Consider the following 16,685-nt stretch of genomic DNA (forward strand, 5'->3'; position numbering starts at 1 on the left):
CCCAAAGTACGACGCCACATGACGCTGGGAGGGCTCACCCCCAACGCCTATGCGGCTACTTTACAGTCCGTGTCTACTTAAATGGGGCCAGTCCAGCTTCTTCTCTTTGCGCTGTTAACTATTAACTTTTCACTGTTAGCTGCTTTATGTCCTATCGCGGTCGTTTCGCCCCCACCCCTTCCGGCCCGCTGCATTTCGGTTCTCTGGTCACCGCTCTGGCCAGTTGGCTGGATGCCCGCTATCACCGGGGGGAGTGGCGGGTACGCATGGATGATCTGGACCCGCCACGGGAGCAACCGGGGGCGGCGGACACCATTCTGCGGCAACTGGAAGCATTCGGACTGCATTGGGACGGGGCTCTGCTCTATCAGAGCAAGCGCGGTGATGCCTATCAGGCGGCACTCGACGCCCTGATGGAACGGGGGCAGGCCTTTTACTGCACGCTATCACGGCAACAATTGAAAGCACTGGGCAATGTGCATCCCGGGCCGTCGGTGGCGCAGCCGCCCGGACCGGATCGCGCCGTGCGTCTGACCGTACCGGTGGCGGCATTGTGTTTCGATGATCGGTTACAGGGCCGGGTGTGCGCTCAGCTCGCCGACGAGGAAGGCCCTTTCGTGATCCGCCGCCGTGACGGCCTGTTCAGCTATCAACTGGCCTGCGCACTGGATGACCGTGATCAGGGCATCACCGATGTGGTGCGCGGCGCCGATCTGCTGACCTCCACACTACGGCAAATCCGTGTTCTGGATTGTCTCGGCGCAACCGCGCCCCGCTATGCTCATCTGCCCGTGATCCTGCAGCCGGATGGTCGTGGGAAGATTAGTAAATCCGTAGGTGGCGCCGCACTGAACCCGGACCTCAAGGGACCGCTCACGCATGCGGCACTGACCTGCCTGGGGCTGTCCCCGCCGGCCGGGTTGCAACAGGCACCGGTCACCGATCTGCTGCAATGGGCTCGGGAAAACTGGACACCGGCACTACTACCGCGCGGCACCGAGTTACCCGCTCCCGCGCTTTTACAAGGCGGGCAGGTCTGAGGGCCCGTTTATGATCTGTACATCGCCACGCCGGCTGAGGCCTTCTCCAGTGATGTACAGATCATAAACGGGCTCTGGTATGCTCAATCCCAGCCGTTTGCTCAATCATACTGGGCCGAACCGAGCCTGAATCGGTCGAGGCGCCCTCGCCGCCGGACTAGAGTGCATGTATACCGACCGACTACTGATCATTTTCATTTTAGGCACCTATCTTCTTTCCCCCGCCATCATTGGCTGGTGGAGCGAGGGCGGGCGCGGCTGGTATCGCCCCTATCTGATCTGGCTGGCCCTGATCGCTCTCAGCTACTGGATCGCCAAGAGCCGGGACACGAATGACGTATAGTGTCAGCGAACTGATCCTGATCGCCTGTGGCTACCTGCTGTTTCTGTTCCTGGTGGCCTGGATCACCGAGCGGGGCTGGATCCCCTCACGCTGGGTGCGTCACCCGGTAGTCTATGTACTGTCACTCGGAGTCTACGCCAGCGCCTGGGCAATCTATGGCTCGGTGGGTTACGCCTATCGTTACGGCTACAACTTTCTCGCCTATTTTCTCGGCATCTCCGGGGTGTTTCTGTTGGCGCCGATCCTGCTGGCGCCGATCCTGCGTCTGACCACGACCTATCAGCTGGGCTCCCTGGCGGATCTGTTCGCTTTCCGCTATCGCAGCCGCCTGGCCGGGGCACTCACCACGGTGATGATGGTGATCGGCATGCTGCCGCTACTGTCACTGCAGTTGAAGGCCGTGGCGGAGTCGATCCAGATCCTGACCGGGGATCCGGATCCCGCTTGGCTGGCGTTCTGGTTCTGTCTGCTGATCACGCTGTTCGCCATTTTGTTCGGTGCCCGCCATGCCACCGCCCGGGAACGGCATGAGGGGCTGGTCGTCGCCATCGCCACCGAATCGCTGATCAAACTGGTGGCGTTCGTGGCGGTGGCCCTGCTCGGGCTGTTCGGCGTCTTTGGTGGTCTCGGCGGCCTGAATCAGTGGCTGGACACCAATCCGGAGATGCTCACCCGTCTTTACCAGCCATTGCAGGACGGCACCTGGCACAGTCTGATCATGGCGTTTTTTGTCTCCGCCGTGGTGATGCCCCATATGTTCTACATGGCCTTCACCGAGAACCTCAATCCTCGAGCCCTGATCACCGCCAGTTGGGGATTGCCGCTGCTGTTTTTGATCATGGCGCTGTGCGTGCCGCTGATCCTGTGGTCCGCGCTCGCCATCGACGCGCCGACCATTCCGGATTATTTCGCGCTCGGCGTCGGCCGGGAAAACGGCCACGGCGCGGTGCTCGCCTATCTGGCCGGGCTCGCCGGCGCCAGTGGCATGCTGATCGTCGCCACTCTGGCGCTTTCCGGCATGTGCCTGAATCACCTGGTTCTGCCGGCCAGCCCTCTCAGTTCCGCCCAGGATCTGTACCGCAATCTGCTGTGGACCCGGCGGGTGCTGATCGCCGCCATTCTGGCGTTGGCCTTTTTATTCTACCGGCTCACTGGTCCCAACCATTCCCTGGTGGAGCTGGGGGTGTTGTCGTTCGTCGCGACGTTGCAGTTCGTACCGGGTTTGATCGGAGCGCTGTTCTGGCCATCGGGCAATCGCAGCGGCCTGTTCGCCGGCATGCTGGCCGGGTTCGTGATTTGGGCGGTGGCTCTGTTATTCCCGTTGATCACGCCGCACTGGCACGCCCAGGAAGTCCTGCAATGGCTCGGCTGGCAGTATCCGGAAGGCGCCACCCAATGGCACCGGGTGGCACTGGCGTCGGTGAGTCTCAATGGCCTGATCTACGCGGTGGTGTCGATCGTCACGCCAATGTCCCGGGCGGAACGGTCCGCCGCCGAAGCCTGCGCGGTGGACAGCCTGCGGCGCCCGTATCGCTGGGAATTGAGCGCTCAGTCCGTGGACGATTTCATCGCGTCCCTGAGCGGCCCGCTGGGGCCGGTAACCGCCGCCCGTGAAGTGGAAATGGCGCTGCGGGACCTGCGCCTGAAATATACCGAGACCCGCCCCTACGCCCTGCGGCGGCTGCGCGATCAGTTGGAGACCAACCTGTCCGGCCTGCTCGGTCCCTCCGTCGCCCATCAACTGATGGATGAAAACGTGCCCTATCGGCCGCGCGAGGGTGAGGAATCCAGCGAGGATATTCGCTTTATCGAAACCCGTCTGGAAAAGTACCGGGATCGCCTTTCCGGTCTGGCGGCGGAACTGGACAGCCTGCGCCGTTTCCACCGGCAAACCCTGCTTGAATTGCCGATGGGGGTTATTTCCCTGGGCGCCGACGGCGAGATCATTGGCTGGAACCGGGCGGTGGAAACCCTGACCGGCATCGAGGCGGAAGACACCATAGGCTCGCGGCTGGACCATCTGCCCTCCCCCTGGGGAGAGTTGCTCACCGAATTCAGCCGCGGCGAGGACGCCCACGACCCCAAACGCAGCATCGAGGTCAACGGCCAGGCTCGCTGGCTGAGTCTGCATAAATCGCTGATCCGTGGCGCCGGCCCGTCCGAGCAGGCCGGCGGTTTGGTGCTGGTGCTTGAGGACATTACCGATCTGCGTCATATGGAAGCGCATCTGGCGCACAACGAGCGGCTGGCTTCCATCGGCCGTCTGGCCGCCGGGGTGGCTCACGAGATCGGCAATCCGGTTACCGCCATCGCCTGTCTCGCACAGAATCTGGAAGGCGACAGCATCGATGAGGAGCAGCGCCTCAGCGGACGCCAGATCATGGAGCAAACCCGCCGCATCACCCGCATCGTCGAATCACTGGTAACGTTCAGTCATTCCGGCGGCATGCGCGACGTGATTCATGGCCCGGTGCGAGTCTTCGACACCGTCGCCGAAGCCATCGCCCTGCTGCAGTTGGACCCGGACCGCCGCCAGCAACACTTCCGCAATCTCTGCGACCCGACCCACGAAGTGATGGGTGACCCGCAACGTTTGCTGCAGGTGTTCGTCAACTTGCTCAGCAACGCCTCGGACGCCAGCGAGGACGACGCCCCGATCACGGTCCGCAGCCGCCCGGAGGGTGAGAATGTGCGTATCGAAGTCGAGGATCGCGGCCATGGCATACCGGCTGAACTGCGCGATGCCCTGTTTGAACCCTTCGTCACCAGCAAGCCGCCGGGCCGCGGTACGGGTCTGGGACTGGCGTTGGTTTACAGTATCATCGAAGACCATCAGGGGACGGTGCGCGTGGAGAGCCCGGTGGAAGGCGACCATGGCACCCGGTTTATCATCGACCTGCCCGCTTATCAGAATTAGAAGGAAGGCAGTATGAGTCACATACTGATCGTGGAAGACGAGCCCGTGATTCGCGGCGCGCTACGAAAATTGCTGGAGCGGCATGATCACTCCGTGACGGAAGCGGAATCCGTGGAGCAGGCCCAGGAGAAAAGCCTGCATCAGTACGACCTGATCATCAGCGATCTGCGATTACCGGGGGAACCGGGCACGGCTCTGATTGAACAGGCCAACCCGACGCCGGTGCTGATCATGACCAGTTACGCCAGTCTGCGTTCGGCGGTGGACGCCATGCGCCAGGGCGCGGTGGACTACATTCCCAAACCGTTCGATCACGAGGAAATGCTGCTGGCCGTGGAACGGGTGCTGAAGGAAGGCCGGCTCAATCGCGGCAACCAGGCGCTGCGCCGTGATATGGAACGCAGCTATCCGGTTAACGCCATGGTCGGTGAGTGCCAGGCCATGCGCGAGCTCAAACATCGCATCGCCCGAGTAGCGCCCACCGACACCCCGGTACTGATTCTTGGGGAAGCCGGCACCGGCAAGGAACTGACCGCCCGTTCCATCCATGAACACAGTGAACGGGCGAGTGGCCCGCTGATTACGGTGCACTGCGCCTCCCTGCCGAAAACCCTGCAACTGGATGATCTGTTCGGCAACGATGAACAGCCCGGCCGCATTGAAGAGGCGGAAGGCGGCACCTTGTTTCTGGACGAAGTGGGCGAACTGTCCGGAGAAGCGCAGAGCCGGCTGCTGACGCTGCTGGAGCAGGGCGAGATTCATCGTCAGGATTCCCTGGCCACACGCCGGGTGGACGTACGCATCCTGGCCAGCAGCCAAACCGATCTGCCCACCCTGGTCACCGAAGGCGGATTCCGCCGTGACCTCTATTACCGGCTTAACGTGATGGAGCTGGAAGTGCCGCCATTGCGGGCCCGCGAGCAGGATATCGAGGATCTGGCCAGCGCGCTTCTGGCCCGTGGCAGCGAGAAACTGCGGCGGCAGAACCTGTTTTTCACTCAGGAAGCACTGGAGGCGATGCGTGGTTACAGCTGGCCGGGCAACGTGCGGGAGTTGGAAAACGTCATCGAGCGGGCCGTGATTCTCTCCGAGGAAGAAGCCATAGGTCCCGGTCAACTGGGCCTGAATCCGGACCGCGCGCCACAACGCACCACCCGTGCCAGCCGCGCCAGCCTGGATCCCTCCGAGGATCTGTCGCTGGAGGACTACTTCACCCGCTTTGTCCTGGAAAACCAGGACAGCATGACCGAGACCGAGCTGGCCAATAAGCTCGGCATCAGCCGCAAAAGCCTGTGGGAGCGCCGTCAACGCCTGGGCATTCCCCGCCGCAAGGGCGGCCGGCGCTGAATCCGATACCGTCGGCTGGCGAATCTTTCCGCCCTGGAGCCCATTCGCCAGCAAGGCCGCCCCACGGCGACTCGCAGCCTCGTCCGTGGAAAGCAAATTCACTCGCCAATAGCGCGCCGTGTGGAAGTGATTGCCCCACCTTTGCCGGAAATGGCTTGTGGACCCCTCATTGTTACTCCCTCAGTCGCACTCAACGATCAAGTGTTACCTTACTACACAAGGCGGGTAACAAGAACGTTACCCCACACCCCCAGCTTTGGAACCGCTTTTTCATGTTTTTCGTAAGCTGCTGATTTATAAGGATTTAACATGCTATTGCAAAGAAAAATCCATCCATGCACTATGAATCCCACGCCAGATAAACAAAACAACCAAGGCGGCAAGGCTCAAATAAGAACAAGAAAAGAAGAACAAAAAGTGGATGAGCCGAACGAGAGAAATGCCGTAACACCATGTGCGTACGGCGCAAGGCAGAAAACAACACAAACAATAACAACAACAGAATCAGCGCATAGGGCATCACAACCAAGGTTGTGGTGCCTTTTTACTTTTAAACGCCCAGCTTGCCTTCGATCTCTTTCCGTTGCAAGGCGCCGATCAATAACCTGCGCCGCGAAAAAGGTGCTACCATGCCGCCTTTCATTCAGCTAGGACGATAATCGCTCAATGGCGTCAAAGCTTCTGGAGAAACTGACCCGCCTTATTCAGTTTGGTTCCCCACGCACGCCCCGCCTTCCCAAGGCCAAGGTGATTCCCCGCGACGCCCACCCTATTTCCCGTAAACAGGTGTCCCGGGCCGCACTCAATGTACTCTACGGATTGCATAAGGCCGGGTTCGAAGCCTATCTGGTCGGAGGGTGCCTGCGGGATCTGCTGTGCGGGCGGCAACCCAAGGATTTCGACGTGGTCACCGATGCCACTCCGGAGCAGGTCTACCGGCTGTTCAAGCGCAGCCGCATCATTGGCCGCCGCTTCCAGATCGTGCACGTGCGTTTCGGTGGCGAGGTCATTGAGGTCTCCACCTTCCGCGCGTTCCAACGGGATGACGATCTGGATGACGATCAGCACCGGGCCCATGAGGAAACCGGCCTGGTGCTGCGAGACAACACCTGGGGCAGCATCGAGGAAGACGCGCTGCGCCGCGACTTCACCATCAACGCTCTCTACTACAATATCGCCGATTTCGCCCTGTACGATTTCGTCAACAGCCGACAGGACATCGAGCGCGGCATCATCCGGTTGATCGGAGATCCCCAGCAACGCTATCGCGAGGATCCGGTACGCATGCTGCGCGCCGCCCGCTTCGCCGCCAAACTGGGCTTTCAGCTGGATCGCGCCACCCGGGCGCCAATTCCTGAAATGGCGCCGCTGTTACTGCAGGTTCCGCCCGCCCGCCTGTTCGACGAGGTGCTCAAGCTGTTCCTCAGCGGCCATGCCCGGGAATCCTTTGAACAGCTGCGGAAGCTGGGTCTGTTCGCCTTTTTGTTCCCCAACACCCATGAAGCCTTGGAAAGTGAACAGGGGGAAGTCTGGGAACGGCTGATCCTGGCCGCCATGGACAACACCGACCGGCGCCTGTCCGAGAACAAGCCGGTTACCCCGGCCTTCCTTTACGCGGTGTTCCTGTGGCCGGTGCTGGTTACTCAGTTGAATCGCTACCGCGAGGACGGCATTCCGCCAGCGCCAGCCCTGCACAAAGCCGCCACCTGGGCGCTTAACGAGCAAAGCCACCATACTTCGGTGCCTCGCCGCTTTTCCTCGGTGATGCGCGAGATGTGGGACCTGCAACCGCGTCTGGATAAACGCAATGGCAAGCGGGCGGATACCTTGATGGAGCACCCCCGCTTCCGTGCCGCTTACGACTTTCTGCTGCTGCGCGAACAGGCCGGTGAAATCAAACCCGGCCTGGGAGAATGGTGGACCCGCTATCAAGCCGCCGACGAGTCCCAGCAACGGGCCATGGTTCAGGATCTGGGCCAGGCCGGACGCCAGGGCGGCCGGCGGCGGCGTCGGCGCCGACGCAGCGGGGGCGGAGGCGACAGCGAAGCATGATCGCCGTCGGTCTGGGCAGCAATCTGGATGGTCCCGCCGAGCGCGTCAGCCGCGCCCTGGAAGCCATCGCGGTATTGCCGATGACTCGCCTGCTGGCGCATTCCGCTCTCTATGATACCGCGCCGGTGGGCCCGCAGGATCAGCCCGATTTCGTCAACGCCGTGGCCTTGCTGGAAACCCGCCTGCCGCCGCTGTCCCTGCTCAGCGCTTTACAGGACCTGGAAAAAGCAGCCGGACGAGTACGGCATCGGCGCTGGGGCGAACGTACCCTGGATCTGGACCTTCTGCTGTGGCGGGACCAGACCATCCGCTTGCCCCGTCTCACCGTCCCTCACCCGGAAATGCACAAACGCGCCTTTGTTCTGCGCCCCTTGTTGGACATTGCCCCGGACGCACGCTTGCCGGACGGCCGCCCGCTGTCCGACTATTGGCCTGGAGTGGCGGATCAGCCACTGCGCCGTCTGCCCGACCTGGAGGAGAACCACTTTGTTGAGCCAGCGCATTCAACAGCGTCGTGAAGCCGGCAATCTGCCTCGTCTGATTGCCGTGGAAGGCCCCATCGGTGTCGGCAAGACCACCCTGACCCGGCGCCTGGCGGATACTTTTGGTTTCGATACCCTGTTGGAACAGGCCGAAGCCAACCCCTTTCTGTCCCGCTTCTATCAGGACCCGGCCCGCTACGCCCTGCAAACCGAGCTGTTTTTCCTGTTCCAGCGGGCGGAACAGTTGCGCAACCTGCACCAGCAGGAGTTGTTCAGCGGCCCGTGGGTGGCGGATTTCCTGGTGGACAAGACCCGGCTGTTCGCCGAGGTGACGCTGAGCGACGAAGAGTTCCCGCTCTACGACAACGTCTACAAGCACATGCTGATCGACGCCCCGACACCGGATCTGGTGATCTACCTGCAGGCCCCCACCGCCACCCTGCGGCAACGGGTGCTCAAACGCGGCACTGACTTCGAACAGCGCATGGATCCCGGCTACCTGGAACGGCTCAACGACGCCTATACCCGTTTTTTCCATTTCTACGACGGCGCGCCGCTGCTGATCGTCAATACCGCCGACATCGATCTGGTGGAGGGCGACCGGGACTACCAGCAACTGGTGGCCGAGTTGCTGGACATCCGCTCGGGGCGCCACTATTTTAACCCCCGGCCGCTGGGGAACCTCTGAACCGCCTTGCCTCCGAGTCCCCAAGCCCGCCCCGGGCGCCTGCCTTTACCTTCCAGGCGCCTCCGTCTATTTGTCAGGGGAGAGCCCCATGCCCGTAACCATCCGCACCCTGCAGAAGTACAAACAAGAGCACCGCAAATTTTCAGTGCTGACCGCCTATGACGCGACCTTTTCCCGCCTGATCAGCGATGCCGGCGTGGAAGCCATGCTGATCGGAGATTCCCTTGGCAACGTGATCCAGGGGCAGCAGAGCACCGTGCCGGTCACTCTGGAACAGATGGTATATCACACGGAATGCGTGGCCCGCGGCAATCAGAACAGCCTGATCATCGCCGACGTGCCGTTCATGGGGGCCGCCACCCTGGAACGCACCCTGGACGCCGCCGCCCAGTTGATGCGCGCCGGCGCCAATGTGATCAAACTGGAAGGCGGCGCCTGGCTTGAAGAAGCCGTCACGGTGCTCAAGCGCAACGGCATTCCAGTCTGCGTCCATATGGGGCTGACCCCGCAATCGGTGAATGCCTTCGGCGGCTACCGGGTACAGGGCAAGGATGAAGCCGGCGCCAAGGAACTGCTGGAAGCCGCCATCACCCTGGACCGGGCCGGAACCGCCCTGTTCGTGCTGGAGTGCGTGCCGCGCGGTCTCAGCGCCGAGATCACCGCCAACGTGCAGGCGCCGGTCATCGGCATCGGCGCCGCGCCGGAGTGCGACGGCCAGGTGCTGGTGCTGCACGACATGCTCGGCCTGAACCCGCGGCCAGCGCGCTTCGTCAAGGATTTCATGGCCGACGCCGGCGACATCGCCGCCGCGATCCGCGCCTATGATCAGGCCGTCAAGGAAGGCAGCTTCCCCGCCGAGGAACACTGTTTCTAAATGCCCCTCCCGGCACGAGCGTGCCGGGACGTCTTTTTATCGTGGAGGCATCCCACCATGCATATCGCGGAAACCGTGAGCGCCACCCGCGACGCCATCGCCGCCTGGAAACGGGCGGGCGAAACCGTGGCCCTGGTCCCCACCATGGGGAATTTGCACAACGGTCACCTCAGTCTGGTTCGTGAGGCACGCCGGCAGGCCGACCGCGTGGCGGTTTCGGTCTTCGTCAATCCGACCCAGTTCGGCCCCGGCGAGGACTATGACGCCTACCCGCGCACCCTGGACCAGGACAGCGCTCTGCTGCGGGAAGAAAAGGCCGATCTGCTGTTTATACCCAGCGTGGATGAGATGTACCCCTTGGGCGGCAACAAAACCTGGGTATCCGTGGACGACCTGGGGGATCACTTGTGCGGCGCCAACCGGCCGGGGCACTTTCGCGGTGTCACCACTGTTGTGAGCAAATTATTTAATATTGTGCAGCCGGATATCGCCGTATTTGGTGAAAAGGACTTCCAGCAATTGGCGGTGATCCGCCGCATGACCGCGGAATTGATGATGCCGATCCGCATTGTCGGTGCCCCCACCGACCGCGAGGAAGATGGCCTGGCCCGCAGTTCCCGCAATGGCTTCCTGACCGCCGCGGAACGGCCCAGGGCGGCGTTGCTGCACCAGCATCTGCAGCAGGCGCGCAATGCCATCGCCTCCGGGGAAAGGGATTACCGGGCCCTGGAAGCGCGCCTGGCCCGGGCCCTCGGCGAGCAAGGCTTCCAGGTGGATTATTTCACCGTGGCCGACGCCCACACACTGGCCCCGGCGGGCCCGCAACACCAGGATCTGGTGGTCGCCGCCGCCGCCCGGCTGGGGCAACCGCGGTTGATCGACAACGTGACGATTTCGTTACTTAACACATAAATAAGCACGGATTTGGCGGTTCCGCGGCGCCTTGTATGTGACCGGTGATTCATGCATACTGCCGCCCCGCAGACAGCCTGCCCAGGCCGTCCGTGGCTTGTTCAGAGAGGTACCCGATATGCAGTGCACCATGCTGAAAGCCAAGCTGCACCAGGCCCGCATTACCCACGCGGAACTGGAGTATGAAGGCTCCTGCGCCATCGATGGCAATCTGCTGGATATGGCCGGCATTCTCGAGTATGAGCAAATCCAGATCTATAACCTGGATAACGGCGAGCGTTTTGAAACTTACGCCATTCGCGCGGAAGAAGGATCCAAGATCATCTCCGTCAATGGTGCCGCCGCCCATAAAGCCCAACCTGGCCATCGCGTGATCATTTGCGCTTACGCCAGCTACGGCAGCTCAGAGCTGATTAACTTCAAGCCACGGCTGATTTACGTCGGCGAAGGCAACGAAGTCAAAGGCTCCAGCAACGCGATCCCGGTACAAGTCGCCTGATATTGCGCGCCACGCTCGCGCCCGTACCCTGATTCGCCTACGCCGGCCCCCGAGGCCGGCGTTTTTGTTTGTCATGCTCACGGCCATTGTGCGGCAACCGCCCGTGCGCCGCGATTCCCTCATCGACCTACCTCCAAAGTATCCCCCACCCTTGCGCCAAAGGGAGTTAGACCATAGTTTAATTCCTGTGCGTTCCTTTGCCGCGCCATAATGCGGCCGCACTTTCACCTCACCCGACCCTTGTCATCACCATCGCCCAAGGGCGTGTCCCGACCCGGGGCGGGTGCGGACAATGTCTAACAACAAGCCACCGGCGAGCAGTATGGAAGGAGGCCGCAATGTCCGAGCATAAAATCCACCCGGTTCCGGAGTCATTCAAGCGTCAGACCCTCATGGACCGCGACACCTATGAGCGCTGGTACGCACAATCCGTCAATGATCCGGAAACCTTCTGGGCGGCCCGCGCCGAAGAGCTGCTGGACTGGCATACCCGCTGGGATACCGTCAGCGACTGGGATTTCAAGGAAGGTCGCGCGGCCTGGTTCGCCGGAGGCAAACTGAACGCCTGCTACAACTGCGTCGATCGTCATCTGCCGCAACGCGCCCAGCAGACCGCCATCATCTGGGAAGGCGACGAACCGGACCAGGACAAGCACATCAGCTACCAGGAACTGTTCGAGCAGGTCAGCAAACTGGCCAATGTGCTGCGCGGCCGCGGCGTCAAAAAGGGCGACCGGGTGGTGATTTACATGCCCATGATTCCGGAAGCCGCCTACGCCATGCTCGCCTGCGCCCGCATCGGCGCCATCCACTCGGTGGTTTTCGGCGGCTTCTCTCCGGAAGCCCTCAAGGACCGCATCAACGATGCTGATGCCTGTGCCGTCATCACCGCCGATGAGGGCGTACGCGGCGGCCGTACGGTACCGCTGAAACTCAACGCTGATAAAGCGATGAATGGCCAATCCAGCGTCCACAGCTGCGTGGTGGTACAACGCACCGGCGGCGACGTGGATTGGAACGACAGCCGCGACCTCTGGTACCACGAAGCCATGGCGCAGGCCGACCCGCAGTGCGAACCGGAATGGATGGACTCCGAGGATCCGTTGTTCACCCTGTACACCTCCGGTTCCACCGGCAAACCCAAAGGCGTGGTACACAGCACCGCCGGCTATTTGCTGCAAAGCGCCCTGACCCACAAATACGTATTTGACTATCACGACGGCGACATCTATTGGTGCACCGCCGACGTGGGCTGGGTCACCGGCCACAGCTATATCGTTTATGGTCCACTGGCCAACGGCGCCACCACCCTGATGTTCGAGGGCGTGCCCACCTACCCGGACGCTTCCCGTTGCTGGCAGGTGGTGGACAAGCACAAAGTAAACATCTTCTACACCGCACCCACCGCCATTCGTGCGCTGATGGGGCTCGGCGATGAGCCCGTCACCAAGACATCACGGCAGAGCCTGAAGCTGTTGGGAACAGTGGGCGAGCCAATCAACCCGGAAGCCTGGGAGTGGTACTACAAAGTGGTGGGCGAGGAGCGCTGCCCGATCGTGGATACCTGGTGGCAGACCGAGACCGGCGCCATCATGATCGCCCCCTTGCCCGGTGCCGTGGATCTGAAACCCGGTTCCGCCACCCTGCCCATGTTCGGTGTACAGCCGGCCCTGATGGATCCGGACGGCAAGGAGCTGGACGGCGCCACTTCCGGCAACCTGGTGATCAAAGCGAGTTGGCCGAGCCAGATCCGCACCGTTTACGGCGATCATCAACGCATGGTCGACACTTACTTCAGTGCTTATCCGGGTTACTACTTCACCGGTGACGGCGCCCGCCGCGACGAAGACGGCTATTACTGGATCACCGGCCGGGTCGACGATGTCCTGAACGTGTCAGGTCACCGCCTGGGCACCGCCGAGATCGAGTCCGCTCTGGTGCTGCACAAGAGCATCGCCGAAGCCGCCGTGGTGGGGTATCAACACGATGTCAAAGGCCAGGGTATCTACGCCTATGTGTCCCTGATGGCCGGCGCCACGGGCAGCGAGGAATTGATCGAGGAGCTACGCAAGCTGGTCACCGAGGAAATCGGTCCGATCGCCAAACCGGACCTGATCCACTTCGCGCCAGGGCTGCCCAAGACCCGCTCCGGCAAAATCATGCGCCGTATCCTGCGCAAAATCGCCGCCGATGAGCTGGACAGCCTGGGCGACACCTCCACCCTGGCGGATCCCAGTGTGGTTGACCAATTAATCGATACCCGCCGCAACCGCTAAGGCGGATCGATATCACCGTTAGCCTGTCTCCCGGCCCCCGTATAGTAAGGGGCCGGGCTTTTTAATCTTGTCACGGATAATTCAGATACAGAATGGTCGGCGTATCCGCGGCCTGACTGACGATGGTTTCCACATCCCCCGTGATGATGCTGCCATCGAGCCGGTGCCAGCTCATGTGGGGGCTGGGGGTGTTCATCAACACCATCGGATCCGCCACTTCCTGCCTGATCCGTTCGCAGCTGGATACCGGGACCGCCCCCCCGGAGGCGGCGGGCACGCCCACCTCACACGTCGCCACCGCGATCTTGCCACGAAAACGCACCTGCCCGTCACTGGCCAGGACTTGTGACATCAGCAACGAGCAGGCGATCCCCGCACCCCATCGCCACCATTGTCCACCAACAACACCCATACCCTTCCGAAACAGCCGCCGATTTCCTTGCTCCATCGCGTCCATGTCTTTCCCCTTTTCATCAGCCCTTTTCCGGTGTTTTTTTCATTTTCATTTGTTCACATTTCCGACTCTAATAGAAAATCCTTAACCAAAAAAAGTCTTTTTTTCTTATCTTTAAACCAAAACAGCATTAATAACTAATGCCGTTATACCCACGGAGAAAAAGCTAAAGTTTTGATTTGCGCAGCCGATAATCTGTTTTTGGCCGGCAAGAAATAGCGGCTCCCCCGCCTCGTCAGCGGGCTCGGAGCAGCCACGGGAAAACATGCGGATGGAGAAACGGTCAGGCCGTCGAAGGGGGTTGGCGCCGTAATAACAGCACCAGCGGAATGGCCGCCATATTAATCCACATCAGCAAGCGGAAATCGTTCATGTAGCTGATCTCCGCCGCCTGACTCAACAGAGTGTGGTACACCTGGGCCGGCACCCCGGACACCAGATCCTTCATCGGCAAGCCCTGTGCAATCCAGGCCTTCAGTTGCAGTTGCTCGCCCAGTTGTTGTTCGTTGATCCACAGGTTGCGGGTCAACATGGCGGTCATGATCGAGATACCGACGCTGGAACCGAGGTTACGGGAAAGGGAGAACAGCGATGTCCCCTCGGTCCGCAACGAAGGCGCCAGGGTGGCATAGGTCAGCGCGGAGGCCGGCACGAACACCAGGCCAAGCCCCAACCCTTGCAGGACGCCGGTCCAGATCAGGTCACTCTGAGAAACCTGCAAGGTAAAGCCCGCCATCTGGTACAACGACAAACTGGTCAGGCATAGCCCGGTGATCACCAGTGCGCGGGGATCCAGGCGGGTGCGCATCAAACGCCCCACCAGCATCATCGACACCATCGACCCGAGCCCCCTGGGGGCCAGCACGATACCGGTGGTGGCGGCGGGGTAATCCTTCCATTGCTGCAGGAAAGGCGGCAGCAATGCCATGGTGGCGAGCAGGATGATCCCCACCACGAAAATAAAGACGACACCGGTGACGAAATTGCGGTCCCTGAACAACGCCATATCGATGAAAGGGGCTTTATGGGTCAGCGAGTGCACCACGAACAGATACAGGCCGGCCACCGCCAGCACCGCCTCGAGCTGGATCTCAAGGCTGCCAAACCATTTCAGGTGTTCGCCCCGGTCCAGCATCAACTGGAAAGCACCGATGGCCAGCGCAAGCAGGGCAAAACCGGTAAGGTCAAACCGGGTTTTCCGGGTTTCCGTGTCCGGTACACTGAGCCAGATCCCCAGATAAGCCAGCAGGCCGAACGGCAGGTTGATGTAGAACACCCAGCGCCAGCTGTACCATTCGGTCAGCCAGCCTCCCAGTGTCGGACCAAGGATTGGCCCGACCATCACACCCACCCCCCAGACCGCCATGGCCTGCCCGTGTTTTTCCACTGGATAAGAATCCAGCAGCACCGCCTGGGACAGCGGCACCAGGGCCGCACCGAAGATGCCCTGCAAGATACGGAACGCCACCATCTGTTCCAGCGAGGTGGACAGGCCGCACAAACCGGAAGCCACGGTAAATCCGGCCACCGACCATAGAAACACCTGGCGCCGGCCGATACGCGACGTCACGAACCCCACCGCCGGGGTCATAATGGCGCAAGCCACGATGTAGGAAGTCAGGACCCAGGTAATCTGGTCGGTACTGGCGGAGAGGCTGCCCTGCATATGCGGCAGGGCCACATTGGCGATGGTGGTATCGAGCACCTGCATCACCGTCGCCAGCATGATACTGGCGGTGACCAGACGCTGGTCCTCGATACGCGTCATATTACCGCGCCTGCGCGGTCTGTTGCGCGGGCTCGTCACCGGTGTCGATGGTCACCTCGGCGCTCATTCCGGAGCGCAGGACCGGCTGGCCATCCTTGGGTAGCAAGCGAAGCCGCACAGGGAGCCGCTGAACCACTTTCACCCAGTTGCCGCTGGCATTCTGAGGAGGAATCAGCGCGAACTCGGAGCCGGTGGCCGGGCTCAGGCTGATGACTTCCGCTTCCCATTTCACTCCCGGGAAGGTGTCCACTTCCACTTCCGCGGCCTGCCCCGGCACGATCCGGGTCAGCTGGGTTTCCTTGAGGTTCGCTTCCACCCACAACGTATCGGTCTTCGACAAGGAAATGATCGGCACCGCGGCGTTCACCCGCTCCCCCACCATCGGCACTTCACCACCGACGATGCCGGAAGCCGGCGCGATAACCTGGCACTGAGACAGATCGTACTCCGCCTGCTCCAGCTTGGCGGTGGCGGCCTGGTAATCCGGATGATCCTCCACCGCCACATCAGGGCCGCCCGCCAGTTGCGCCCGCAAGCTGACCAGGCGCTGTTCCGCCACGGAGCCGTTGGCGCGAGCCTGGTCCAGCTTCTGTCGCGCGCTGTCCAGTTGTGCCTCGGATACCGAGCTGCGCCTCATTCGCTGCAGACGTTGCAGTTCACGCCGGTAATAGGACACATCACGGTTGGCCTGGTCCCGCTCCGCCATGGCCTGGGCGTAGTCTCCCCGCAACGACAGAATGCGATTGCGCACCGCCTGCTGATCCGCTCGTGCTTCGGCAACGGCGATGCGAAACGGCCGGGGATCCACTTCCGCCAGCACCTGCCCCTTCTCCACCACCTGATTGCGTTCCACGTTCACCGCCACCAGCTGTCCACTGACGTTGGCGGCCAGGGACAACATGTCGATCTTGACGTAGGCGTTATCCGTGCTGACATAGCGCTGGCCGCCGAAAATCAGCCACAGAATCACCGCCATCGCCACCAGCAGGCCAAAGCCCATGCCCAGACGGCGGGTTCGTTGTATCGAGGTCAC

The 16,685-nt window shown here is 61.6% G+C and carries 14 protein-coding genes; 11 read left to right on the top strand and 3 right to left on the bottom strand.

Annotated elements, in window-relative coordinates:
- Positions 1 to 146 precede the first annotated feature (146 nt).
- The 11 genes from gluQRS (at position 147) to acs (ending at position 13,430) form a co-directional block, all read left to right on the top strand.
- Positions 147 to 1,040 carry a tRNA glutamyl-Q(34) synthetase GluQRS gene (gene gluQRS / locus CRO06_RS13350; protein ID WP_097058642.1) on the top strand — a complete coding sequence of 298 codons (894 nt, stop codon included), beginning with the start codon at positions 147 to 149 and terminating at the stop codon, positions 1,038 to 1,040.
- Between the two features lie 166 nt (positions 1,041 to 1,206).
- Positions 1,207 to 1,383, top strand: coding sequence for a hypothetical protein (locus CRO06_RS20075; RefSeq protein ID WP_022993521.1), 177 nt, complete (start codon positions 1,207 to 1,209; stop codon positions 1,381 to 1,383).
- The gene (locus CRO06_RS13355; RefSeq protein ID WP_097058643.1) at positions 1,373 to 4,300 is read left to right on the top strand and encodes a sensor histidine kinase; all 2,928 of its coding nucleotides are present in this window, start codon (positions 1,373 to 1,375) and stop codon (positions 4,298 to 4,300) included. The genes CRO06_RS20075 and CRO06_RS13355 overlap by 11 nt, the downstream gene beginning before the upstream one ends.
- 12 nt (positions 4,301 to 4,312) lie before the next feature.
- On the top strand, positions 4,313 to 5,647 hold the full coding sequence (locus CRO06_RS13360; RefSeq protein WP_097058644.1) for a sigma-54-dependent transcriptional regulator: 1,335 nt from the start codon (positions 4,313 to 4,315) through the stop codon (positions 5,645 to 5,647).
- 666 nt (positions 5,648 to 6,313) lie between these two features.
- Positions 6,314 to 7,699, top strand: a complete 1,386-nt coding sequence (gene pcnB, locus CRO06_RS13365) for a polynucleotide adenylyltransferase PcnB (RefSeq protein WP_022993524.1) — start codon at positions 6,314 to 6,316, stop codon at positions 7,697 to 7,699.
- Entirely contained in the window at positions 7,696 to 8,217 is a 522-nt protein-coding gene (gene folK / locus CRO06_RS13370; protein WP_022993525.1) for a 2-amino-4-hydroxy-6-hydroxymethyldihydropteridine diphosphokinase, read from the top strand. Before pcnB ends, folK begins: the two co-directional genes overlap by 4 nt.
- Positions 8,189 to 8,869 carry a deoxynucleoside kinase gene (locus tag CRO06_RS13375; RefSeq protein WP_022993526.1) on the top strand — a complete coding sequence of 227 codons (681 nt, stop codon included), beginning with the start codon at positions 8,189 to 8,191 and terminating at the stop codon, positions 8,867 to 8,869. Before folK ends, CRO06_RS13375 begins: the two co-directional genes overlap by 29 nt.
- 88 nt (positions 8,870 to 8,957) lie before the next feature.
- Positions 8,958 to 9,743, top strand: coding sequence for a 3-methyl-2-oxobutanoate hydroxymethyltransferase (panB, locus tag CRO06_RS13380; protein ID WP_022993527.1), 786 nt, complete (start codon positions 8,958 to 8,960; stop codon positions 9,741 to 9,743).
- Positions 9,744 to 9,800: 57 nt separating this feature from the next.
- Positions 9,801 to 10,655 (top strand): pantoate--beta-alanine ligase, encoded by an 855-nt coding sequence (gene panC, locus CRO06_RS13385; protein WP_097058645.1) that lies wholly within the window; start codon positions 9,801 to 9,803, stop codon positions 10,653 to 10,655.
- Positions 10,656 to 10,773: 118 nt separating this feature from the next.
- Positions 10,774 to 11,154, top strand: a complete 381-nt coding sequence (gene panD, locus CRO06_RS13390) for an aspartate 1-decarboxylase (RefSeq protein WP_014996160.1) — start codon at positions 10,774 to 10,776, stop codon at positions 11,152 to 11,154.
- A 338-nt stretch (positions 11,155 to 11,492) separates the two neighbouring features.
- Positions 11,493 to 13,430 carry an acetate--CoA ligase gene (acs, locus tag CRO06_RS13395; RefSeq protein WP_022993529.1) on the top strand — a complete coding sequence of 646 codons (1,938 nt, stop codon included), beginning with the start codon at positions 11,493 to 11,495 and terminating at the stop codon, positions 13,428 to 13,430.
- Positions 13,431 to 13,500: 70 nt separating this feature from the next.
- Here the strand turns inward: acs and CRO06_RS13400 are convergent, their stop codons facing one another.
- The 3 genes from CRO06_RS13400 to CRO06_RS13410 form a co-directional block, all read right to left on the bottom strand.
- Positions 13,501 to 13,842, bottom strand: a complete 342-nt coding sequence (locus tag CRO06_RS13400; protein ID WP_143247742.1) for a hypothetical protein — start codon at positions 13,840 to 13,842, stop codon at positions 13,501 to 13,503.
- 325 nt (positions 13,843 to 14,167) lie between these two features.
- Positions 14,168 to 15,652: a DHA2 family efflux MFS transporter permease subunit gene (locus CRO06_RS13405; protein ID WP_022993531.1), complete on the bottom strand. Its 1,485-nt coding sequence runs from the start codon at positions 15,650 to 15,652 to the stop codon at positions 14,168 to 14,170.
- Position 15,653: 1 nt separating this feature from the next.
- Positions 15,654 to 16,685 (bottom strand): HlyD family secretion protein, encoded by a 1,032-nt coding sequence (locus CRO06_RS13410; RefSeq protein WP_097058646.1) that lies wholly within the window; start codon positions 16,683 to 16,685, stop codon positions 15,654 to 15,656.

The organism is Alloalcanivorax xenomutans (genome assembly GCF_900217905.1).
Taxonomy (GTDB): Bacteria; Pseudomonadota; Gammaproteobacteria; order Pseudomonadales; family Alcanivoracaceae; genus Alloalcanivorax; species Alloalcanivorax xenomutans.

Excerpts from the sequence above, each read along its gene's own strand:
- gluQRS (WP_097058642.1), top strand. The coding sequence starts at position 147 with ATGTCCTATCGCGGTCGTTTCGCCCCCACCCCTTCCGGCCCGCTGCAT.
- CRO06_RS20075 (WP_022993521.1), top strand. The coding sequence starts at position 1,207 with ATGTATACCGACCGACTACTGATCATTTTCATTTTAGGCACCTATCTT.
- CRO06_RS13355 (WP_097058643.1), top strand. The coding sequence starts at position 1,373 with ATGACGTATAGTGTCAGCGAACTGATCCTGATCGCCTGTGGCTACCTG.
- CRO06_RS13360 (WP_097058644.1), top strand. The coding sequence starts at position 4,313 with ATGAGTCACATACTGATCGTGGAAGACGAGCCCGTGATTCGCGGCGCG.
- pcnB (WP_022993524.1), top strand. The coding sequence starts at position 6,314 with ATGGCGTCAAAGCTTCTGGAGAAACTGACCCGCCTTATTCAGTTTGGT.
- folK (WP_022993525.1), top strand. The coding sequence starts at position 7,696 with ATGATCGCCGTCGGTCTGGGCAGCAATCTGGATGGTCCCGCCGAGCGC.
- panB (WP_022993527.1), top strand. The coding sequence starts at position 8,958 with ATGCCCGTAACCATCCGCACCCTGCAGAAGTACAAACAAGAGCACCGC.
- panC (WP_097058645.1), top strand. The coding sequence starts at position 9,801 with ATGCATATCGCGGAAACCGTGAGCGCCACCCGCGACGCCATCGCCGCC.
- panD (WP_014996160.1), top strand. The coding sequence starts at position 10,774 with ATGCAGTGCACCATGCTGAAAGCCAAGCTGCACCAGGCCCGCATTACC.
- acs (WP_022993529.1), top strand. The coding sequence starts at position 11,493 with ATGTCCGAGCATAAAATCCACCCGGTTCCGGAGTCATTCAAGCGTCAG.
- CRO06_RS13400 (WP_143247742.1), bottom strand. The coding sequence starts at position 13,842 with ATGGGTGTTGTTGGTGGACAATGGTGGCGATGGGGTGCGGGGATCGCC.
- CRO06_RS13405 (WP_022993531.1), bottom strand. The coding sequence starts at position 15,652 with ATGACGCGTATCGAGGACCAGCGTCTGGTCACCGCCAGTATCATGCTG.